19 protein-coding genes and 1 tRNA gene are annotated in these 18904 nt (G+C 49.3%); 19 read left to right on the plus strand and 1 reads right to left on the minus strand.

Annotated features, from left to right (window positions below; translation table 11 throughout):
- Positions 1-158: 158 nt before the first annotated feature.
- Genes BMY11_RS02185 through BMY11_RS29640 form a run of 4 tightly spaced genes read left to right on the plus strand, consistent with a single transcriptional unit; the run spans position 159 to position 1865 of the window.
- A complete protein-coding gene (locus BMY11_RS02185) occupies positions 159-785 on the plus strand; it encodes a hypothetical protein (protein WP_090572827.1) in 627 nt (208 codons plus the stop codon).
- Positions 785-1306, plus strand: coding sequence for an accessory gene regulator B family protein (locus tag BMY11_RS29635; RefSeq protein ID WP_090572828.1), 522 nt, complete (start codon positions 785-787; stop codon positions 1304-1306). The genes BMY11_RS02185 and BMY11_RS29635 overlap by 1 nt, the downstream gene beginning before the upstream one ends.
- A 7-nt stretch (positions 1307-1313) precedes the next feature.
- A complete protein-coding gene (locus tag BMY11_RS28410; RefSeq protein WP_143069199.1) occupies positions 1314-1475 on the plus strand; it encodes an AgrD family cyclic lactone autoinducer peptide in 162 nt (53 codons plus the stop codon).
- A gap of 12 nt (positions 1476-1487) precedes the next feature.
- The gene (locus tag BMY11_RS29640) at positions 1488-1865 is read left to right on the plus strand and encodes a LytTR family transcriptional regulator DNA-binding domain-containing protein (protein ID WP_177182461.1); all 378 of its coding nucleotides are present in this window, start codon (positions 1488-1490) and stop codon (positions 1863-1865) included.
- 121 nt (positions 1866-1986) lie between these two features.
- Here the strand turns inward: BMY11_RS29640 and BMY11_RS02200 are convergent.
- Positions 1987-2063: transfer RNA gene (locus BMY11_RS02200), tRNA-Arg, on the minus strand.
- 156 nt (positions 2064-2219) lie between these two features.
- Here BMY11_RS02200 and BMY11_RS02205 point away from each other — a divergent pair.
- From BMY11_RS02205 to BMY11_RS02275, 15 genes are all read left to right on the plus strand, one after another.
- Positions 2220-2420, plus strand: coding sequence for a hypothetical protein (locus BMY11_RS02205; protein WP_090572830.1), 201 nt, complete (start codon positions 2220-2222; stop codon positions 2418-2420).
- Positions 2410-3675 (plus strand): DNA polymerase IV, encoded by a 1266-nt coding sequence (locus BMY11_RS02210; protein ID WP_090572831.1) that lies wholly within the window; start codon positions 2410-2412, stop codon positions 3673-3675. The genes BMY11_RS02205 and BMY11_RS02210 overlap by 11 nt, the downstream gene beginning before the upstream one ends.
- 20 nt (positions 3676-3695) lie before the next feature.
- Positions 3696-4046, plus strand: a complete 351-nt coding sequence (locus BMY11_RS02215; protein ID WP_090572832.1) for a YolD-like family protein — start codon at positions 3696-3698, stop codon at positions 4044-4046.
- 89 nt (positions 4047-4135) lie between these two features.
- Positions 4136-5149, plus strand: coding sequence for a hypothetical protein (locus BMY11_RS02220; RefSeq protein ID WP_256217264.1), 1014 nt, complete (start codon positions 4136-4138; stop codon positions 5147-5149).
- A gap of 96 nt (positions 5150-5245) precedes the next feature.
- The gene (tig, locus tag BMY11_RS02225; protein WP_090572833.1) at positions 5246-6544 is read left to right on the plus strand and encodes a trigger factor; all 1299 of its coding nucleotides are present in this window, start codon (positions 5246-5248) and stop codon (positions 6542-6544) included.
- A gap of 196 nt (positions 6545-6740) precedes the next feature.
- A complete protein-coding gene (gene clpP / locus BMY11_RS02230) occupies positions 6741-7322 on the plus strand; it encodes an ATP-dependent Clp endopeptidase proteolytic subunit ClpP (RefSeq protein WP_090572834.1) in 582 nt (193 codons plus the stop codon).
- A gap of 34 nt (positions 7323-7356) precedes the next feature.
- Entirely contained in the window at positions 7357-8613 is a 1257-nt protein-coding gene (gene clpX, locus BMY11_RS02235; protein ID WP_090572835.1) for an ATP-dependent protease ATP-binding subunit ClpX, read from the plus strand.
- A 101-nt stretch (positions 8614-8714) separates the two neighbouring features.
- Positions 8715-9836 carry a flavodoxin-dependent (E)-4-hydroxy-3-methylbut-2-enyl-diphosphate synthase gene (ispG, locus tag BMY11_RS02240; protein WP_090572836.1) on the plus strand — a complete coding sequence of 374 codons (1122 nt, stop codon included), beginning with the start codon at positions 8715-8717 and terminating at the stop codon, positions 9834-9836.
- A gap of 141 nt (positions 9837-9977) precedes the next feature.
- Positions 9978-11687: an ATP-dependent protease LonB gene (gene lonB / locus BMY11_RS02245; RefSeq protein WP_090572837.1), complete on the plus strand. Its 1710-nt coding sequence runs from the start codon at positions 9978-9980 to the stop codon at positions 11685-11687.
- Between the two features lie 88 nt (positions 11688-11775).
- Positions 11776-14130 carry an endopeptidase La gene (gene lon, locus BMY11_RS02250; protein ID WP_090572838.1) on the plus strand — a complete coding sequence of 785 codons (2355 nt, stop codon included), beginning with the start codon at positions 11776-11778 and terminating at the stop codon, positions 14128-14130.
- Between the two features lie 121 nt (positions 14131-14251).
- Positions 14252-14899: a ribosome biogenesis GTP-binding protein YihA/YsxC gene (gene yihA / locus BMY11_RS02255; protein WP_090572839.1), complete on the plus strand. Its 648-nt coding sequence runs from the start codon at positions 14252-14254 to the stop codon at positions 14897-14899.
- A gap of 160 nt (positions 14900-15059) precedes the next feature.
- Positions 15060-15650, plus strand: a complete 591-nt coding sequence (locus BMY11_RS02260) for a non-ribosomal peptide synthetase module (RefSeq protein ID WP_090572840.1) — start codon at positions 15060-15062, stop codon at positions 15648-15650.
- Positions 15651-15983: 333 nt separating this feature from the next.
- The gene (gene speD, locus BMY11_RS02265) at positions 15984-16382 is read left to right on the plus strand and encodes an adenosylmethionine decarboxylase (RefSeq protein ID WP_090572841.1); all 399 of its coding nucleotides are present in this window, start codon (positions 15984-15986) and stop codon (positions 16380-16382) included.
- 236 nt (positions 16383-16618) lie between these two features.
- A complete protein-coding gene (gene hemA / locus BMY11_RS02270) occupies positions 16619-18013 on the plus strand; it encodes a glutamyl-tRNA reductase (protein WP_090572842.1) in 1395 nt (464 codons plus the stop codon).
- A gap of 26 nt (positions 18014-18039) precedes the next feature.
- Complete coding sequence (locus tag BMY11_RS02275) at positions 18040-18858, plus strand: cytochrome C assembly family protein (protein WP_090572843.1); 819 nt, start codon at positions 18040-18042, stop codon at positions 18856-18858.
- Positions 18859-18904 lie beyond the last annotated feature (46 nt).

Consider the following 18904-nt stretch of genomic DNA (forward strand, 5'->3'; position numbering starts at 1 on the left):
TGGGTATATGTGGAAAGTGAAGCTGGGTTAGTTGACGGTGTTTTCTTATGCTATTCAAACGCTGTCATAAAAAGGAGAAATATGGAGAAATCCGTTTACAAGGGTATGATTACCAGAGATAATATATTTATAGGAACATCATACTGGGTGGTGAAAGAGTGAAAGAATTTTTACTATTCATGGTTTTCTCGACAATCGAGGGAGTTTCTGCATTCGCGCTCACTCTATATATCTACCGTTTGGACTTGAAGAGGTACATACTACCGGTACTAATCGTGGTGACTCTTGCAAACCTACAGAGCTATGCGATTCGCGAGGATACATCACTATCGTTCATAGCCCCTGCCACTAATATTATTTTTATCATTTTATTTATGGCTACAATTGTTAGGGTACCGATTATTTGGGCGATGATAACTGGCGTGTCTGGATTTTTTGCGTTCGGACTGCTTCAAGTTTCAATCGTACTCGCATCCAACGGCTACCTTTCAATCGATGCGGTTCAACATGTGCCGTTAAGAGGATATATGTTGCAGACCTTAACCGGCATATCCGGGACTTACATCGGGTGGATGCTCTATCAATTCGGTTACGGCTTTTCATTTGAGTTTGACCGGTTGCGATTAAGATTTGAAAAAACGTTAGTCATCGGTTTTATAGGCGTTATGTTATCGTTACTGACTTTGTTAATTTACTATAAGGACGCATTTATGATTATGCTCAGTTTCCTGGTGTCCATGTTACTGTTTCTCTATTACGCAATAAATAAGGAGGCAGCGTCCTAGTGGTTTCATACGTATCAGGCAGAATAGCCTCAAAGATAAAATCGAGAGTGCCGGATCATCCGACCAGCGAAAATGTGCTGAAGTACTCCATTTCGTTCTTAATCAACACGATATTATCTATAGGTCTCGCTCTCGTAATATCCATATTTACAGGAAAGGTTTATGAAACGGTAGTTGTCTTATGTGCATTCGCGCTACTGAGGCGGATGTCTGGCGGAATACACCTCAAATCAAGTTTTTCTTGTATTTCAGTTACCTCGATCGGTGCGAACCTGTTGTCATTTGTTTCACTGAGCAGCAGCGGTACCTTTGTTGTTAATTGTATATCTCTTGTGCTGATTGGGGTATTTGCTCCAGCCTATTACCACAAGCGTAAGAAACAAACGCCGACATCCAATAGGGTGTTAAAAGTCGGATCCGTTATCTTGGTCGCTTTAAATTTTTTCATAGGAGATTCTATAATCGCAGCTACTTTCTTAACTCAATCTCTTACATTGCTGATTATTAAAATAAGGAGGTGATGAGGACATGTTGAAGAATATTCTTAAGAAAATCTCTGCCAAAGAAATGGTATTGGTAACAGCAGCTACATATGCAGTGGCCACAGTACTTCATGCAATAGCGGATGAGGTAGCTCCGGCAAGCTGGTTATTTGTTCACCAAGAAGAGACGCCTGACGAGCTTCTATAGGGGGTGGACGATGTGTACCTATCTGTTACCGAGGATTTAAAAGGGAAGTCTGGCATCATTAATTTGGATGTTAATGATGTGTGGTTTATCCATTTTTTTAGCCGAAAGAGAATCATTGAGGTTCATACGGAGACGCAAATCTTGTATATGACAGGGACTCTTGCTTATTGGCAAAATGCCCTGAATACGACGTATGGATTCCCGTTTGAAACGGTAGACCGCAATATTATCGTAAATGTATCCCAAATTACATGCGTTGACTCCGTTCGAAGTGTTGCTTATTTTTCATCTGAAATCACGGAAAAATCAAAATTTTGCACGTTTTCTCAGGGGAATCGCAAAAAAATTGAACGTCTAAAGAAGCTTAATCCCAGTATCGCTACGTTATAGTCGCCTTGTGCGGCTATTTTTTTTGTGAAACTGCGCGACAACAAAAAAGCCTCGAATCCCAGTACTATCAGGGGTTTCGAGGCTTTTATATTTCATATAACTTAACGTGTCGTTAATTAAATGGCGTCCCAGGAGGGATTCGAACCCCCGACAACACGCTTAGAAGGCGTGTGCTCTATCCAACTGAGCTACTGGGACAACGAGAACTATAATAGCATGTAGTTTATGGATTTGGCAAGTGTTAAGCGAAAAAAAGTTTTCCTCTCCATTATCTGGAAATAAAAGTTTGTATACGAACGTGCATTCCCGTCATATAATAAGAATATACGTTCGTATATAGGAGGCGATGGCAACATGCGAATTGCAAAATATGTCGGGTGTGTCGTTGATATTATTTATGAGGACCGTGCGGGTAAGCTCAGCAAGCGGAGAATTAAGGTGCAGGCGATCAGCGGGTCGTTCATCCGGGCACATTGTATGGCGGCAAATGCTCCGCGCGTCTTTCGCATGGAAGGGATATTGGCAGTGGATCCGGTGAAGCACCGTGTCGGCTAAATCGCGAACGATCTTCTTGGTGGACTGCCAGAGCTTCTACGCCAGCGTGGAGAAGGCACTTAACCCAGAGCTGGAAGGGAAGCCGGTCGCTGTGGCGGGCGATCCCGAGCGGCGCTCTGGCATTATTCTGGCGGCCTGTCCGCTCGCCAAGAGCTATGGTGTCACTACAGCAGAGCGTCTCGGCGAAGCGCTCGGCAAATGCCGGGATCTGGTCATTATTAAGCCTTCCATGCAGCGCTATATCGAATACAGCATGCGCATTTCCGAGATTTATGAGAGCTACAGCGACCTCGTTGAGGCTTATTCCATCGATGAGCAGTTCATTGATGTGACGGGTTCCTTGCACAAGTACGGCGGAGATGCTGTGACGCTGGCGCGGACGATCCAACGCCATGTGCAGGAATCGGTCGGCGTCTATACGCGATTCGGCATTTCCGACTCGAAGGTGCTTGCGAAGCAGGCGTGCGACAATTTTGCGAAGGGGAACGACTCCGGCATCTATGTGCTCCAGCGGGAGCGGCTAGCGGATTCGCTGTGGCGGCTGCCTGTCAGCAAGATGTTCATGGTCGGCAGCCGCATGACGACGCATTTCGAGCGAATGGGGATCCACACAATCGGCGAGCTGGCGCAAACGTCGCTCTCGCAGCTCAAGCTGCGGATGCGGCAGCGCTTCGGGAAGAAGAGTGATGTGCAAGCAGAGGTGTGCTGGCGGATTGCCAACGGCATCGACGACTCGCCGGTGAAGCCGGGGACGCACATGGGCGAGAAGTCGGTCGGCCACATGATGACGCTGCCGCGGGATTACGGGACCCGTGATGAGCTCAAGGTCATCGTGCTTGAGCTGTGCGAGCTCGTGGCGCGCCGCTGCCGCTCGATCGGCAAGATGGGGCGGACGCTGTCGGTGGGCTGCCAGGGGGCGGACTTCGACCGGCCGACAGGCTTCAGCCGGCAGATGACAATGCCGTATCCGTCGCATGTGACGAATGATCTTTATTACAATGCGATGTCTCTTTTCGACAAGAACTGGGATGGGCTTCCGGTGCGGCGGGTTGGCGTATCGGTAACGGGCTTTCAGTCCGACGAGCAGTACCAGCTCGTAATGGATGACAATCGAGAGCGGCTAGGCGCATTAGAAGCGGCAATGGACCGGCTGAAGGATAAGTACGGCGATGCCATTATTATGCGCGCCGTTTCCAAGACGGCTGCGGGGCAAGCGCAGGACCGGGCCATGAAGATTGGCGGACACTACAAGTAGGCTAGGAGGCGTATTGATGTATGGGTGATTCCAAGAAGCTGGCGGCAGGCGGCAACTGGCTGTGGGAGGACAGTCGGATGATGCTGCCGGAGCATAAATTGGCGCAGAATGAGCATCAGAGGGAGCTAAGACGCCGGGCCCGCAAACATATCGACGAGGCGGAGTGGTCAGAGATTGCGATGGCGTTCAGCACATCGCTGCAGCTTCACAGGCTTATTATGATCCGCATGTTCGATCCGTTCGAGGAAACACGCATCGAGGGCGTTGTGGAGCGGATGGATCAGCTTAGCGGTCGGTTTATGGTGGACGGAGAATGGTTCCCCTTCCGCGACATTGAAGGGGCGGTGCTTGCTGAAGCTGAAGGCGACTGAGAGGGCATAGGGAGTATAGCTAAACAAGCCGCTGTACAGGCGTAAAGCACCATGCGCCAAGGCGGCTTGTTTAGCTGTAAGCAGACTGGTTGCGTATCAAATGGAAATATACAGAAAGGGGTGATATAATCAGTTTCGAACAAGGCGGTGATTTTATTACAACTCCCACTAATACGCAAGGTGACAACAAAGAGAACGTATATCTGTTTCCCAATATGCTCGATCAATATCAGAATCAGCTGACTCGTATGCTCGAATCCGAGCGCTATGGCGAAGCGAAGGAGCTTCTTCGTTTCCTACTGAATTGCCAGGGAGAAGAGAAGCGTCATTACGAGGAGTGGAACAATTTATTAACGTGGCTGGATGTCGCATTTCCGGCCATCGAGACGACTGGTAACGACATACATACGCTTGCAGATGGAAACGAGGATGGCAAGGATGAAGATGCGCTGCGGCGAGATGTCCTGAGCTCAGGCAACTACGATGAAGCCTTCGTGCAGCAGGTGCTCTACATTATGCAGCATCATCCGGTGGCAGATCAGCAAATCCTCGCGCTCGAACGTGCCGCTTACTTGCAGCATCCGCTTGTGGAACAGACGATTGTTTCATGGCTGACAAGCACTGAGGTCCATCCGGCGTTGCAGTTCAAGGCGTTGCAATCGCTGAAGAAGCTTGGTACAACAGGGTCGATCCAGCTTGAACGGCTCGGCGAAATGGTAGAGATTGACATCGAAGCGACGCCGCTTTCGATGGATGATTTTCCGCCAGTGGTTATAAGAGTCGTAGAACGGGTAGAATCGGTAACAGAAGTGGTGGACGCATCGCTGCCTCATTTTGCCCGTGAGCTGTGGAAAGAGTGTCTGCAATGCCTGTATGGCACGGCGGCCTATACCCGCCTGCTGAATGATGATGATGATACGGTGGACTGCTATTCAGCAGCGCTCCATCAAGTGCTTGAACTGTCATTATATGGCAGGGCGGATGACGACGACGTCAGGGAGGCTTACGGCATTACAGATGCGCTGCGCTTCAGGTATGAGCAGGCTTGCCGATCGTTGCGCCAAATAGTACAATTTAAAAACGAGCATGGCAGCCAGTCTTGATCTTACTCCGATTGTTGAGTATAATAGAATGGTTTATTACAGTGAAACATCTGACACAGATTGATGTGTTATTTAATTTGGAGGGGAAAGCATAACATGACAGCAACTTGGGAAAAAATAGACAAGAATCTTGTCTCCATCAACGTAGAGGTTGAAGTTGGACAAGTTACCGAAGCGATCGACAAAGCATTCAAGAAAGTCGTTCAGAAAGTAAACGTGCCAGGCTTCCGTAAAGGTAAAGTGCCTCGTGCAATCTTCGAATCCCGTTTCGGCGTAGAAAGCCTGTATCAAGATGCGATTGACATCCTGCTTCCTGACACATACGCAGCAGCAGTGAAAGATACTGGCGTATTCCCAGTAGACCGTCCTGACATCGACGTTCAACAATTCGGCAAAGGCCAAACATTCAAGTACACAGCTAAAGTAACTGTGAAGCCTGAAGTTGAGCTTGGCGAGTACAAAGGTCTTGAAGTGCCGGCTGCAAACGCAGAAGTTACTGAAGAGGAAATCGCAGCTGAACTGAACCGTCTGCAACAGCGTCACGCTGAGCTGACTGTTATCGAAGAAGGCGCTGCAGAGCACGGCGACACCGCAGTAATCGATTTCGACGGCTATGTAGACGGCGAAGCATTCGAAGGCGGCCAAGCTGAGCGTCACTCCCTGGAGCTTGGTTCCGGCCAATTCATCCCAGGCTTTGAAGAGCAAGTAATCGGAATGGCTACTGGCGACTTCAAGGATGTTGAAGTATCGTTCCCAGAGAGCTACCATGCAGAGCACCTTGCTGGCAAGCCAGCGGTATTCAAAGTGAAAGTACACGAAATCAAGCGCAAGAACCTTCCGGCTCTTGATGATGAGTTCGCGAAAGACGTTAGCGAATTCGATACGCTTGAAGAGTACAAGCAAGACCTGCAAACGAAGCTTGCTGAACGCAAAGTGAAAGAAAACGAAGCGGCTCGTGAAACAGCGGTAGTTGACAAAGCGGCTGAAGCTGCAGTAATCGACATCCCTGATGCAATGATCGAATCCGAAACAACTTACATGCTGCGTGATTTCGAGAACCGTCTTCGCATGCAAGGCATGAACCTGGAACTGTACTACCAGTTCTCCGGTCAAGACGAAGCAGCGCTTCGCAGTCAAATGAACGCTGACGCTGTAAAACGCGTTCGCAACAACCTCGTTCTGGAGCAAATCGCGAAGAACGAAGGCATCACGTCCGGCGAAGAAGATTTGAACGAAGAGCTTGAGAAGCTGTCCGTACAATACGGTCGCCCAGCTGAAGAGCTTCGCTCGATCTTTGAAAACAACGGCAACCTCGACAACATCAAAGAAGATCTCGTACTTCGCAAAACAATCAAGTTCTTGCTTGAGAACAGCAAGACAGCTGTTGTAGCTTAATAAATCAATGAACCGATAAGGCACGTACATACGTGCCTTATTTTATCCTAACGCAGCTTTTTGGCATGCGATGGGAGCCTAAGACGTACATATGTAGTTACCCGGTGTTAGCCGTACTTAGAAAAATGACATTGCTTCCGTAACATGTTAAAATGGATGAGGTAAGACGAATCGATAACGAAAGAAGGTTGGTCGCATGAATCTGGTGCCTATGGTCGTTGAGCAAACGAATCGGGGAGAGCGTTCTTACGATATATACTCCCGCTTATTGAAGGATCGGATTATTTTTCTAGGAAGTGCGATCGACGACGATGTTGCCAATGCCGTCATCGCGCAGCTGCTGTTCCTTGCAGCCGATGATCCGGAGAAGGACATTCATCTGTACATTAACTCACCGGGCGGTTCTGTCACCTCGGGTATGGGTATTTATGATACGATGCAGTTTATTAAGCCGGATGTATCGACCATTTGCGTCGGTCTAGCTGCAAGCATGGGCTCGCTGCTGCTTACTGCAGGAGCGAAGGGTAAGCGCTTTGCGCTTCCTAACGCTGAAGTTATGATACACCAGCCTCTTGGAGGCGTACGCGGCCAAGCGTCCGATATTAAGATTCATGCAGATTGGATCTTGAAGACGAAGCAGAAGCTGAACCAAATTTATGTGGAACGCACAGGCCAGACTTATGAACGTATCGATCGCGACACGGATCGCGATAACTTCATGAGCGCGGAAGAGGCGTTGAACTACGGCTTGATCGATAAAGTCGTCACGTCTCTGTAATTAACGGCGAACCAACAAGAAGGGGTGAAAACTCATGTTCAAATTCAACGACGAGAAAGGCCAGCTGAAGTGTTCGTTCTGCGGCAAGTCGCAGGATCAAGTACGTAAGCTTGTTGCCGGACCTGGCGTCTATATATGTGATGAATGTATCGAGCTTTGTACGGAAATCGTTGAGGAGGAGCTCGGTCACGAAGAAGAGCTTGACCTGAAGGACATTCCGAAGCCGCGTGATATTCGCGCGATTCTCGATCAATATGTCATCGGCCAAGAGCAAGCGAAGAAGTCGCTGTCTGTAGCGGTGTATAACCACTACAAGCGCGTGAATTCGCAGAACAAGCTTGAGGACGTTGAGTTGCAGAAGTCGAACATCTTGCTCGTAGGTCCTACGGGTTCAGGTAAGACGCTTCTTGCACAGACAATGGCGAAGATTCTGAACGTACCGTTTGCGATTGCAGATGCAACTTCGCTTACAGAAGCCGGCTATGTCGGTGAAGACGTTGAGAATATTTTGCTGAAGCTGATCCAAGCAGCAGACTACGATGTGGAGAAAGCCGAGCGTGGCATCATCTACATCGATGAAATCGATAAAGTAGCGCGTAAATCCGAGAATCCGTCGATTACACGCGACGTATCCGGTGAAGGCGTACAGCAAGCGCTTCTGAAGATTCTTGAAGGCACGGTCGCTTCCGTTCCACCGCAAGGCGGACGTAAACACCCGCATCAAGAATTCATTCAAATTGACACGACGAACATTCTGTTCATCTGCGGTGGCGCATTTGACGGACTGGAGCAGCTCATTAAGCGCCGGATCGGTAAGAAAGTAATCGGCTTTAATGCAGTGGGCGACGCTCAGAAGGATCTGAAAGCGGGCGAATATTTGTCGATGGTATTGCCGGAAGACTTGCTCAAATTCGGTTTGATCCCTGAATTTGTCGGTCGTTTGCCGGTTATCTCGACGCTCGAGCCGCTTGATGAGAGTGCGCTTGTACGTATCCTCTCCGAGCCGAAGAATGCGCTTGTGAAGCAGTATCAGAAGCTGCTTGAGATGGATAACGTGAAGCTTGAGTTTGAAGCTGGAGCGCTTGATGCGATCGCCAAAGAAGCGATTAAGCGTAACACTGGCGCCCGCGGCTTGCGTGCGATCATTGAAGGACTCATGCTCGATGTGATGTATGAAGTGCCTTCGCGTGACGATGTAAGCAGCTGCACCATTACCGAGAAGGTCGTTCAAGACCGGATCATGCCGGAGCTTGTTTCCAAGAAAGGCAAGAAGAAGGAAGAAAGCGCCTGATCCAATAAATAACACCTCAAATGTTTCCACCTCTGTAGCCGCCTACCATTCGAGGGCGACCCGCAGAGGTGGACTTTGACGTTCATGGGAGAGGTTACCTGATGTATTTGCGTAAGGATACGGTGCCGGTTAAAGTCGGACCGCTAACAATTGGCGGCAGCGATGAAGTCATTATTCAAAGTATGTGTACGACCAAGACAGCTGACGTTGAAGCGACGGTTGCTGAGATTCTTCGATTGGAAGAGGCAGGCTGCCAAGTTGTCCGGGTAACGGTCAATAACAAGGAAGCTGCTGAGGCGATCAAGGAAATTAAAAAACGCATTCATATTCCGCTCGTTGCGGATATTCATTTCGATTACCGTCTGGCGCTCGCTGCAATTGAGAATGGCGTAGATAAAGTACGGATCAATCCGGGTAATATCGGCCGCAGAGAGAAAGTCGAAGCGGTCGTCAAAGCTTGTAAAGAGAAGAACATTCCAATCCGGATCGGTGTAAACGCCGGCTCACTGGAGAACCACCTGCTCGAGAAGTACGGCTACCCAACGCCAGAAGCGATGGTAGAGAGCGCATTGTTCCATATCGGCATTCTTGAGGAGCTCGACTTCCACGACATTATCGTGTCGCTGAAGGCGTCCGATGTGCCGATGGCGATCGAAGCGTACCGAATGGCGGCAGAAGTGATTCGATATCCACTTCATCTCGGCATTACGGAAGCGGGCACGCTGCATACAGGCACGATCAAGAGCTCCGCTGGTATCGGTGCGTTGCTAGCAATGGGCATCGGCAACACGGTGCGGATCAGCCTGAGCGCTGACCCTGTTGAAGAAGTGAAGGTCGCGCGTGAGCTGCTGAAGACGTTCGGTCTTATTACGAATGCAGCAACGCTCGTCTCTTGTCCGACATGTGGACGCCTTGATATCGATCTGTTCTCGATTGCTAACGAGGTTGAAGAGTATATTAGCAAGATCAAAGTACCGATTAAAGTATCCGTGCTTGGCTGTGCCGTGAACGGCCCAGGAGAAGCGCGTGAAGCGGATATTGGTATCGCGGGAGCTCGTGGCGAAGGGATGCTGTTCCGATACGGAGAGATGATCCGTAAAGTGCCTGAAGCTGAGCTTCTCTCCGAACTGAAGAAGGAAATTGACGAAATCGTCCGTGTGTTCGAAGCGACGGGAGAAATTCCAGGGCGCAAGCACCTGCCTGGGCCACATGTGACGGCATAAGCAGTAAACTTTACGTGAATAGCGCGATTATTCCATCCGGCGGGGGGCAATACTGAACAGTATGAGCCCCATACAGCCGGATTTTTTTTGGGGGAAGCGGCGAGAGCGCCGTTTCTTTCTTTTTAGAGAGGAGTAATCGTTATGAGTAACTTAAGTATGATTCTGATGTTTATTCAAGTGTTTTTTGCTATTGTCATCGGTTTGTATTTCTGGAACCTGTTACGCAACCAGAAGACAAACCGGACGGCCGTAGACCGTGAGTCGCGTAAAGAGATGGATAAGCTGCGCAAGCTGCGTTCTGTATCACTCACTAAGCCGCTGTCGGAGAAGACGAGGCCTCAGACGATTAACGATATCGTCGGACAAAGGGATGGATTGCGCGCACTGAAGGCTGCGATGTGCAGTGCGAATCCGCAGCACGTTATTATTTATGGGCCGCCGGGTGTCGGTAAGACCGCGGCTGCGCGTGTCGTACTGGAAGAAGCGAAGAAGAATCCGACGTCACCTTTTCTGCAAGAGGCGAAGTTCACGGAGATTGATGCGACTACCGCTCGCTTTGACGAGCGAGGTATCGCGGATCCACTCATCGGATCGGTGCATGACCCTATCTATCAAGGGGCAGGCGCAATGGGAGTTGCGGGCATTCCACAACCTAAGCCGGGCGCTGTGACGAAAGCGCATGGCGGCATGTTGTTTATTGATGAAATTGGTGAATTGCATCCGATACAGATGAATAAATTGTTAAAAGTACTTGAAGACCGCAAAGTCTACCTCGAGAGCGCCTATTACAATTCTGAGGATAACAGTATTCCGATGTACATCCATGATATTTTTCAGAATGGGCTTCCAGCTGACTTCCGACTCGTAGGCGCGACGACGCGTTCGCCGCAGGAGCTTCCGCCCGCGCTGCGGTCCAGATGTATGGAAATTTACTTCCGACCGCTGCTGCCGGATGAAATCTCGCAGATAGCCGTGAATGCACTGAAGAAGATTGGGCTGCCTCCTTCACAGGAAGCGATTGACGTGATTACTCGCTACGCGACGAACGGGCGCGAAGCCGTCAATATTATTCAACTGGCTGCAGGGCTTGCATTGTCTGAGAAGCGCGAGGCGATCTCGGCATCGGACATCGAATGGGTGGTCAACAGCAGCCAAATTCCTCCTCGTCCAGATCGCAAAGTGCCAGCTGCGCCTCAAATCGGCTTTGTAAACGGACTGGCAGTATATGGCCCGAACATGGGCACGCTGCTTGAGATCGAAGTAAGTGCGATCGGAGCAAGAGCAGGCAAAGGGGTATATACAATCACTGGTGTCGTCGATGAGGAAGAGCTTGGCGGAGGAAGCAGCAGAACGCTTCGCCGTAAGAGCATGGCGAAAGGCTCGATCGAGAACGTATTGACCGTGCTGCGCCGGATGGGCATGAAGCCGGAGAATTACGATTTGCATATTAATTTTCCGGGAGGTACGCCGATTGATGGTCCTTCTGCAGGCATTGCGATGGCGACTGCAATCGCTTCGGCAATTAAAGGCTTTCCGATTAGCCATAAGCTCGCGATGACAGGCGAGATGGGGATTCACGGCAATGTGAAGCCGGTAGGCGGCGTGCTTGCCAAAGTTGAAGCGGCATTCCAAGCCGGAGCGGATACGGTCATTATTCCGCGCGAGAACTGGCAGGCCATCTTCGCAGACCTGCAAGGGGTGCAAGTGATTCCGGTTGACCATGTTGAAGAAGTGTTTAAGCACGTATTTGGGGTGGAAGAGTCGCATGTTCCTGCTACAATTCCATCGCCGGCTGCAGATGTTTTTATCGCGGGCAGCCTTCCCTATTTGCAGGCGGATTCCGCTCAGTGATAAAATGGATAAAAGCTCTAAAACTTTAGGCCGATTGACACCCGGCCTTCTAAGTTAGAGACGTAAGCTTCAAGACGGAGGTGCTGGAATGGGACCTGCTAAATGGAAAGGTCGTCGCTTGCCCCTGCTGCCGCTACGGGGGCTGCTTGTATACCCCAGCATGGTGCTGCATTTAGATGTGGGCAGGGAGAAATCAGTACGGGCGCTTGATCGCGCAATGCTGGACGATCATATGATTTTGTTATGTTCGCAGTCCGAAGTGAATATTGAGGAGCCGACACAGGAAGATATTTTCCGTGTGGGCACGGTAGCGCGGGTGCGACAGATGCTCAAGCTGCCAAACGGTACGATTCGTGTGCTCGTGGAAGGCGTCGTTCGAGCAGAGATCGTCGATTATTTGCCGAATGAGGATTTCTATGAAGTGTCGATTAAGGAGCTGCCGGAGTCGGAATCGACCGATCCGGAGATTGATGCGCTCATGCGTACGGTTCTGAACCAGTTCGAGCATTACATCAACTTGTCCAAGAAGGTGACGCCGGAGACTCTCGCGGCTGTATCTGACATTGATGAGCCAGGGCGGCTTGCCGATGTCATCTCCAGTCACCTGTCGCTCAAAATTAAGGATAAGCAAGATATCCTTGAGACGATTGATGTGCGCGAACGGCTGGAGCGTCTGCTCGACATTCTGAATAATGAGCGCGAAGTGCTGGAGCTCGAACGAAAGATTAGCCAGCGCGTCAAGAAGCAGATGGAGAAGACGCAGAAGGAATATTATTTGCGCGAGCAGATGAAGGCGATTCAGAAAGAGCTTGGCGAGAAAGAAGGCCGTGCAGGCGAAGCGGAAGAGCTTCGGACGCAGATGGCCGAATCCGGCATTCCCGAGAAAGTAAAGGAGAAGGTCGAGAAAGAAATCGACCGGCTCGAGAAGATGCCATCGACTTCAGCAGAAGGCGGTGTCATCCGCAATTATATTGATTGGCTACTCTCTTTGCCTTGGAACAAGAGGACCGAGGATGACCTCGATGTGAACCGGGCGGAAGGCATTTTGAACGAAGATCATTATGGGCTGGAGAAACCGAAGGAGCGCGTTCTTGAGTATTTGGCGGTCCAGCAGCTTGTGAAGAAGCTGAAAGGTCCAATTCTCTGCCTTGTCGGTCCTCCTGGTGTCGGTAAAACATCGATTGCACGCTCCATTGCGAAGTCGCTGAATCGCGAATTCGTTCGCATCTCGCTCGGCGGCGTAAGGGATGAAGCGGAAATTCGCGGTCATCGCCGTACATATGTCGGCGCAATGCCGGGACGTATCATTCAAGGGATGAAGACAGCAGGCTCGCTCAATCCGGTATTTCTGCTGGATGAGATTGACAAGATGGCGATGGACTTCCGTGGCGATCCGGCTTCCGCATTGCTCGAAGTGCTTGATCCGGAGCAGAACAGCACGTTCAGCGATCACTTCATCGAAGTGCCATTTGACCTGTCGAATGTTATGTTCGTGACGACGGCCAATGCGATTCATAATATTCCAAGACCGCTGCTTGACCGGATGGAAGTGCTCTATATTCCGGGCTATACCGAGCTTGAGAAGCTCCAAATCGCTAAGCGATACTTACTGCCGAAGCAGAAGCGCGAGCACGGCTTGCAGGATGAACAGCTGTTGCTTGGCGATGACAGCCTACAGCAAGTAATTCGTGAATATACGCGTGAGTCTGGCGTCCGCAACTTGGAGCAGCAAATCGCCGCGCTTTGCCGTAAAGCAGCGAAGACGATCGTAACGGAAGCGGGCACGGAGTCGATTGACGTCGATGCTGCGAAAGTGAAGGAATGGCTTGGACCAGCGAAGTTCCGATATGGCATGGCGGAATCAGAGGATCAGATCGGGGCGGTTACCGGCCTCGCCTGGACCGAGGTTGGCGGCGATACGCTAGTCATAGAGGTGACGGTGCTGCCGGGCAGCGGCAAGCTGACACTAACCGGCAAACTCGGCGATGTCATGAAGGAATCGGCGCAGGCGGCGTTCAGTTATACGCGTTCACGCGCAGAAGAGCTCGGCATCGATCCGAAATTCCATGAGAAGAACGATATTCATATTCATATTCCCGAAGGCGCGATTCCGAAGGATGGTCCATCCGCAGGCATTACGATGGCGACAGCACTTATCTCTGCGCTGACGAACCGTTATGTGAATAAGGAAGTAGCGATGACGGGTGAGATTACGCTCCGTGGACGCGTGCTTCCGATTGGCGGGCTGAAGGAGAAATCGCTCGCCGCGCACCGCGCCGGCATCCGGAAAGTGCTTATTCCGAAGGAGAATGAGCGTGATCTGCGCGATATCCCGGACAGCGTGAAGGAAGAGCTGGAGTTTGTCCCAGTCAGCTCCATGGACGAGGTGCTGAAGCACGCGCTTCATGAAGCGCAGGCAGAGGCGCCGGTGGAAACGCATTAAGTGTAAACGGCTGATACCGCCCTCCGGTGGTAAAAGCTTAAGTTTCGCGGTGAAATATATGCTAGGCGTGTAGGGTGAAACCTACACGTTGTTATGTTTTAAAGAAAGCAGGTTACGACAAGTGAAAATTACTAACGTTGAATTCATCATCAGTGCCGTAAGACCAGATCAATATCCTGTGGATGCCATGCCAGAGTTCGCTCTGGCAGGGCGTTCCAACGTCGGCAAATCATCGCTCATTAACAAGATGATTAATCGCAAAGGGCTAGCGAGAACGAGCGCGCAGCCAGGTAAGACGCAGCAGCTCAACTACTACCGTGTGAACGAGCGTTTATATCTCGTCGATTTTCCCGGTTATGGTTATGCCAAAGTATCGAAGGTACAGCGTCAACAATTCGGAACAATGATTGAGACTTTCTTGAACGACCGCGAGCCGCTTCGCATGGTGCTGCTCATCATTGATATCCGTCATGAGCCGTCCAAGGACGACATTCTCATGTACGATTGGCTGAAGCATTATGAAATTCCCGTTTGCATAGTAACGACGAAGGCAGATAAGATCCCGAAGAGCAAGTGGGACAAGCATGTGAAGATGATTAAGACATCCCTCAGCTTCCATCCGGCTGACCGCCATGTACTCTTCTCCTCAGAGACAGGGCTTGGTCGTGACGAGCTATGGGCTTTAATTAATGAAACGATTGAGGAAACGGCTGCAGAAGCTGAAGAAGCGGAAGAAACAGCAGAAGTTTCACTCGAAAAGCGAGGATAACGCATAAAAGCGGTGACTCTTCGTAAAATCTCCTTGATTATTCAGAAATATGCGAGAATATCGCGGCTGGCTGACAGGAATAAACCTTTTCGATCGGGTATAATATAGGTAAGCAAGAAGATTTACAAATGCGTTACTTTAAAGAATTGAGGAGATTTTTATGGCTCAGCGGATAGCCACAGAATATGTCAATGCTTCTCTGCAATTAACGGCTGAAGAGATGGCGGGATTTGTCCGGTTTTTTGAAGACCAGCACATTAAACAACAGGTGAGGGTACTCGAAAACGGCAATCACGAGGTGGTTCTCGAAGACGACGCAGGACAAGAAGAAGTCCGCCTTACATTCGAGCGTGAGCAAGATCAATTCGTTTGTGCGCTCACATGCCGCATCATGCATCCGAAGTTAACGAACGCCATGCGCAAAGCGGTATCCGTATTCCGCGGCGATGCAGTCGTCAACCGCATTTATCCGAACTATATGATGACCTATCATTATACCGAAGGAACTGTTCGCAAAATTGTCGAAATTCGCGGTGGTGAATCAAGAGTCGTCTTTGAATTCAAAGACACGATTGGCCAGCTCGAAGCAGCTTTTCGCATTATGGATGTTGAGAAAGAGATCGAAGTCGTACGCGGCGGGATCAATCAGTTGCTTGATTTGCGTAATCAGTGCAAAGATAGAGAGCAAATTGCTATTATTGATGAGCGTTTAGCCCAGTATTCCCGTAACTTGTTTAAGCTAGAAGCTTAATAATTTTACAATATGTATTTGTGAAAGGCCGCAGAAATGCGGCTTTTTTTATTGCTTATGGACGAGTAAGGGCGCACACCAACCATTCATTTCGAACATACGTTGAAAAGTGGAATTTTCGCGGGCATGGTCCAAACAATTATGCCAAAAAAAACAGTTGCATTTCTGGGCGATAGATGTTATTTTTATTTTCGTTGCAATGACAATTAGGAACCAGGATTCACTCAGGACATGGTAATGTTGCGAGCGGAAAGTCCCTCGGGCAGTGAATGACGTAGGTCCTAGCGGATGAAATTACAAAACATTTTATTCCTAGGAAGGGGGAACCGAGAGATGGAATATTCAACTTTCGGAAGACACGTTGCTGTTGATACTTGGGGTGTAGATTTTGACAAGCTCAACAACGCGGAATTTTTACAAGCCCAAATGGTAGAAGCTGCTGAAGCTTGCGGTGCCACCGTACTTTCGGTACAGGCACAACAATTCGAACCACAAGGAGCAACTGTGCTCGTACTGCTATCAGAAAGTCATCTTTCCATTCACACGTATCCTGAGAGAGGGTTCGCTGCTCTTGATTGTTATACATGTGGAGAAACAGTTGATCCGCAACTCGCGATCGACTACATGATGTCTGTATTGAAACCAAAAGTAATGCACGCTAAGAAGCTTGTTCGCGGTATGGGTGAGCTGCAAGTGGTTGAAGCTGACATGAAGCAAGTAGAGCTTGTGTAGCATTATTATTAAATAAGCAGTCGTACAACAAATACTTTCTTCGATTCGCGTAATGCGAATAGGGGGAAGTATTTTTTTGTCGATTTCGAAATATGGATACAGCATTGTGGGAGATGAGATTGTTGTGTGAAAACAAGTGAGATTTTCAAATAATTTTCATAATTGCAGGGGTATAGCTCGCCTTACTGTGCTATACTAAATGATGAAAAATGATGTCGAAGGGCAGGTGAACGCGCATGCACATTATCGTTGTCGGGCTGAATTATCGGACAGCTCCTGTTGAAGTCAGGGAACGCTTTACATTCTCCGAGCGAGATTTGCCAGATGCTTTGAAGCAGCTGAAACAAACGAAGAGCATTATGGAATGTGTCATCGTAGCGACCTGTAACCGGACAGAGCTCTATGCTGTTGTTGATCGACCAACGCTTTGTGGCCATTATATTCGCAGCTTTATGGAGAAATGGTTTAATACGCCGAGACAGCAGTTTACCTCGGATTTATATATGTATGAAGATGAGAAAGCGATCGATCATCTGTTCCGTGTTACTTGCGGTCTTGATTCCATGGTCATTGGCGAGACGCAAATTTTAGGTCAAATTAAGAGCGCATTTGCACTTGCGCAGGAATACAAAACAACGGGCACGCTGTTCAACTCGATCTTCAAGCAAGCTGTTACGCTTGCGAAGAAGGCGCACTCCGATACAGCTATCGGTGAAACAGCAGTTTCAGTCAGCTACGCGGCTGTAGAGCTTGGCAAACGGATTTTCGGCCAATTTGGTGGGAAGACGATTATGATTGTTGGAGCCGGAAAAATGAGCGAGCTAACTGCGAAGCATCTATATGCGAACGGTGCAAGCCGCGTCTTTGTTGTAAACCGGACCTACGATCGTGCGGTACAGCTTGCTGATAAGTTTAACGGAACGCCACTCTCAATGGCAGACGCGATAGCGCGTTTACATGAGACGGATATTGTAATTAGCTCAACGGGTTCTGAAGGTTACGTCATTATGCGTGAGCAAGTGGCTGCAGCAATGCATAAGCGTAAGTCGCGCCCGCTGTTCATGATTGATATTGCAGTTCCGCGTGACCTTGATCCAGCGATTGCGTCGGTCGATAACGTATTCTTGTATGATATCGACGATCTTGAAGGGATCGTAGAGAGCAATATGGAGCAGCGCCGCGTAGAGGCTGCCAAGATTGATGTTCTTATTGAAGCTGAGCTTGACGCTTACCGCACTTGGTATAAGACGCTTGGTGTCGCACCTCTCATCCGGGCGCTGCAGACGAAAGCCGCGGATATCCACTCAGAGACGATGGACAGCTTGGCGAACAAGCTGCCAGACCTTGGTGAGCGGGAGCTTAAGATCATTCATAAGCTAACCAAAAGCATCGTGAACCAAATGATGCATGACCCGATCCTTCGCATTAAAGAAATGGCCGGCGAGAAGAAGGCTGATGAAGCGATGGACCTGTTCGTGAAGTTATTCGCGCTTGAAGATACGCTAGATCAAACCGAGAACGAGAACAAAGCTATGCAGCAGAAGGCTGCAGTGCAAAGCGAAATCAAATCTGCTGCCAAAGATATGTTGCCTTCGCTTGGCAAAGGCTCGATTGCGGCGATTACAAGATAAGTTGTTCAAAGTTTGCGGAGGCGCCTATGGTTACCCAAAACTGGTTTTATGATGGAATCCTGTACGTCTATGCCCTGAGCCTTCTGTTTTACTTCTCCGATTTCGTTGATCGAAATCGGCAAGCGAAACAATTGGGAACAGGGCTGCTTATTTTCGTCTGGGTGCTGCAGACTGGCTTCATTGTTCATCGAATCATATCGCACCTGGACATGACCTTTATGTCATTGTTTGAATATTTGCTCCTCTTCTCTTGGCTGCTTATCACGGTTTCTTTGGTGATGAGCCGTTTTTTTCGAATGGAGCTTATCGTCTTCTTCGTCAATGTAATCGGATTTGCGGTCTTGACGATCAATTTGTTCGGTATCGGCTCAGGCGCCTCCATGGAGAGGTGGGAGCTTGCGCATGACATGCTTATTCTTCATGTTATTCTGATGATTCTAGCGTATACGGCGTTTACGCTGAGCGCTATTTTCTCAGGAATGTACCTATTCTTGTTCAGAAGGCTGAAGGGGAAGCAATGGACAAAGCAGATGCAGCGCATGCCGAGCCTCGATGTAGCGGATCGTTTCATGTTCCGGGTATCACTGGTTGGTACGCCGCTGCTCATGCTATCGCTCGCGATAGCGGTAGCATCCATCTTGGTTGAAGGCCGTTACGGCTTACTTCTTGATCTGAAGGTGCTGACATCATTCGTAGCGCTTGCGCTTTATATCTGGAATGTGATGAAGCATCAATGGTTTGATGGCGCAGGTCGGAAGTTTGCCAGATTCAATTTAATTAGCTATGCTGTTCTGCTGCTGAATGTATTTATGAACGAGGCATCTAATTTTCACAGCTGGTCATAAGGAAAAGGTAGGCAGCTTCAAAGTCAGTGCTTGTGAAAGGAGCGTA

It is taken from the genome of Paenibacillus sp. OV219, assembly GCF_900110075.1.
Taxonomy (GTDB): Bacteria; Bacillota; Bacilli; order Paenibacillales; family Paenibacillaceae; genus Paenibacillus_Z.

Coding starts and splice junctions, on each gene's coding strand:
- ispG (WP_090572836.1), top strand. CDS start 8,715: ATGTATTTGCGTAAGGATACGGTGCCGGTTAAAGTCGGACCGCTAACA.
- tig (WP_090572833.1), top strand. CDS start 5,246: ATGACAGCAACTTGGGAAAAAATAGACAAGAATCTTGTCTCCATCAAC.
- BMY11_RS28410 (WP_143069199.1), top strand. CDS start 1,314: ATGTTGAAGAATATTCTTAAGAAAATCTCTGCCAAAGAAATGGTATTG.
- clpP (WP_090572834.1), top strand. CDS start 6,741: ATGAATCTGGTGCCTATGGTCGTTGAGCAAACGAATCGGGGAGAGCGT.
- lonB (WP_090572837.1), top strand. CDS start 9,978: ATGAGTAACTTAAGTATGATTCTGATGTTTATTCAAGTGTTTTTTGCT.
- BMY11_RS02260 (WP_090572840.1), top strand. CDS start 15,060: ATGGCTCAGCGGATAGCCACAGAATATGTCAATGCTTCTCTGCAATTA.
- BMY11_RS02215 (WP_090572832.1), top strand. CDS start 3,696: ATGGGTGATTCCAAGAAGCTGGCGGCAGGCGGCAACTGGCTGTGGGAG.
- hemA (WP_090572842.1), top strand. CDS start 16,619: ATGCACATTATCGTTGTCGGGCTGAATTATCGGACAGCTCCTGTTGAA.
- BMY11_RS02205 (WP_090572830.1), top strand. CDS start 2,220: ATGCGAATTGCAAAATATGTCGGGTGTGTCGTTGATATTATTTATGAG.
- BMY11_RS02275 (WP_090572843.1), top strand. CDS start 18,040: ATGGTTACCCAAAACTGGTTTTATGATGGAATCCTGTACGTCTATGCC.
- clpX (WP_090572835.1), top strand. CDS start 7,357: ATGTTCAAATTCAACGACGAGAAAGGCCAGCTGAAGTGTTCGTTCTGC.
- speD (WP_090572841.1), top strand. CDS start 15,984: ATGGAATATTCAACTTTCGGAAGACACGTTGCTGTTGATACTTGGGGT.
- lon (WP_090572838.1), top strand. CDS start 11,776: ATGGGACCTGCTAAATGGAAAGGTCGTCGCTTGCCCCTGCTGCCGCTA.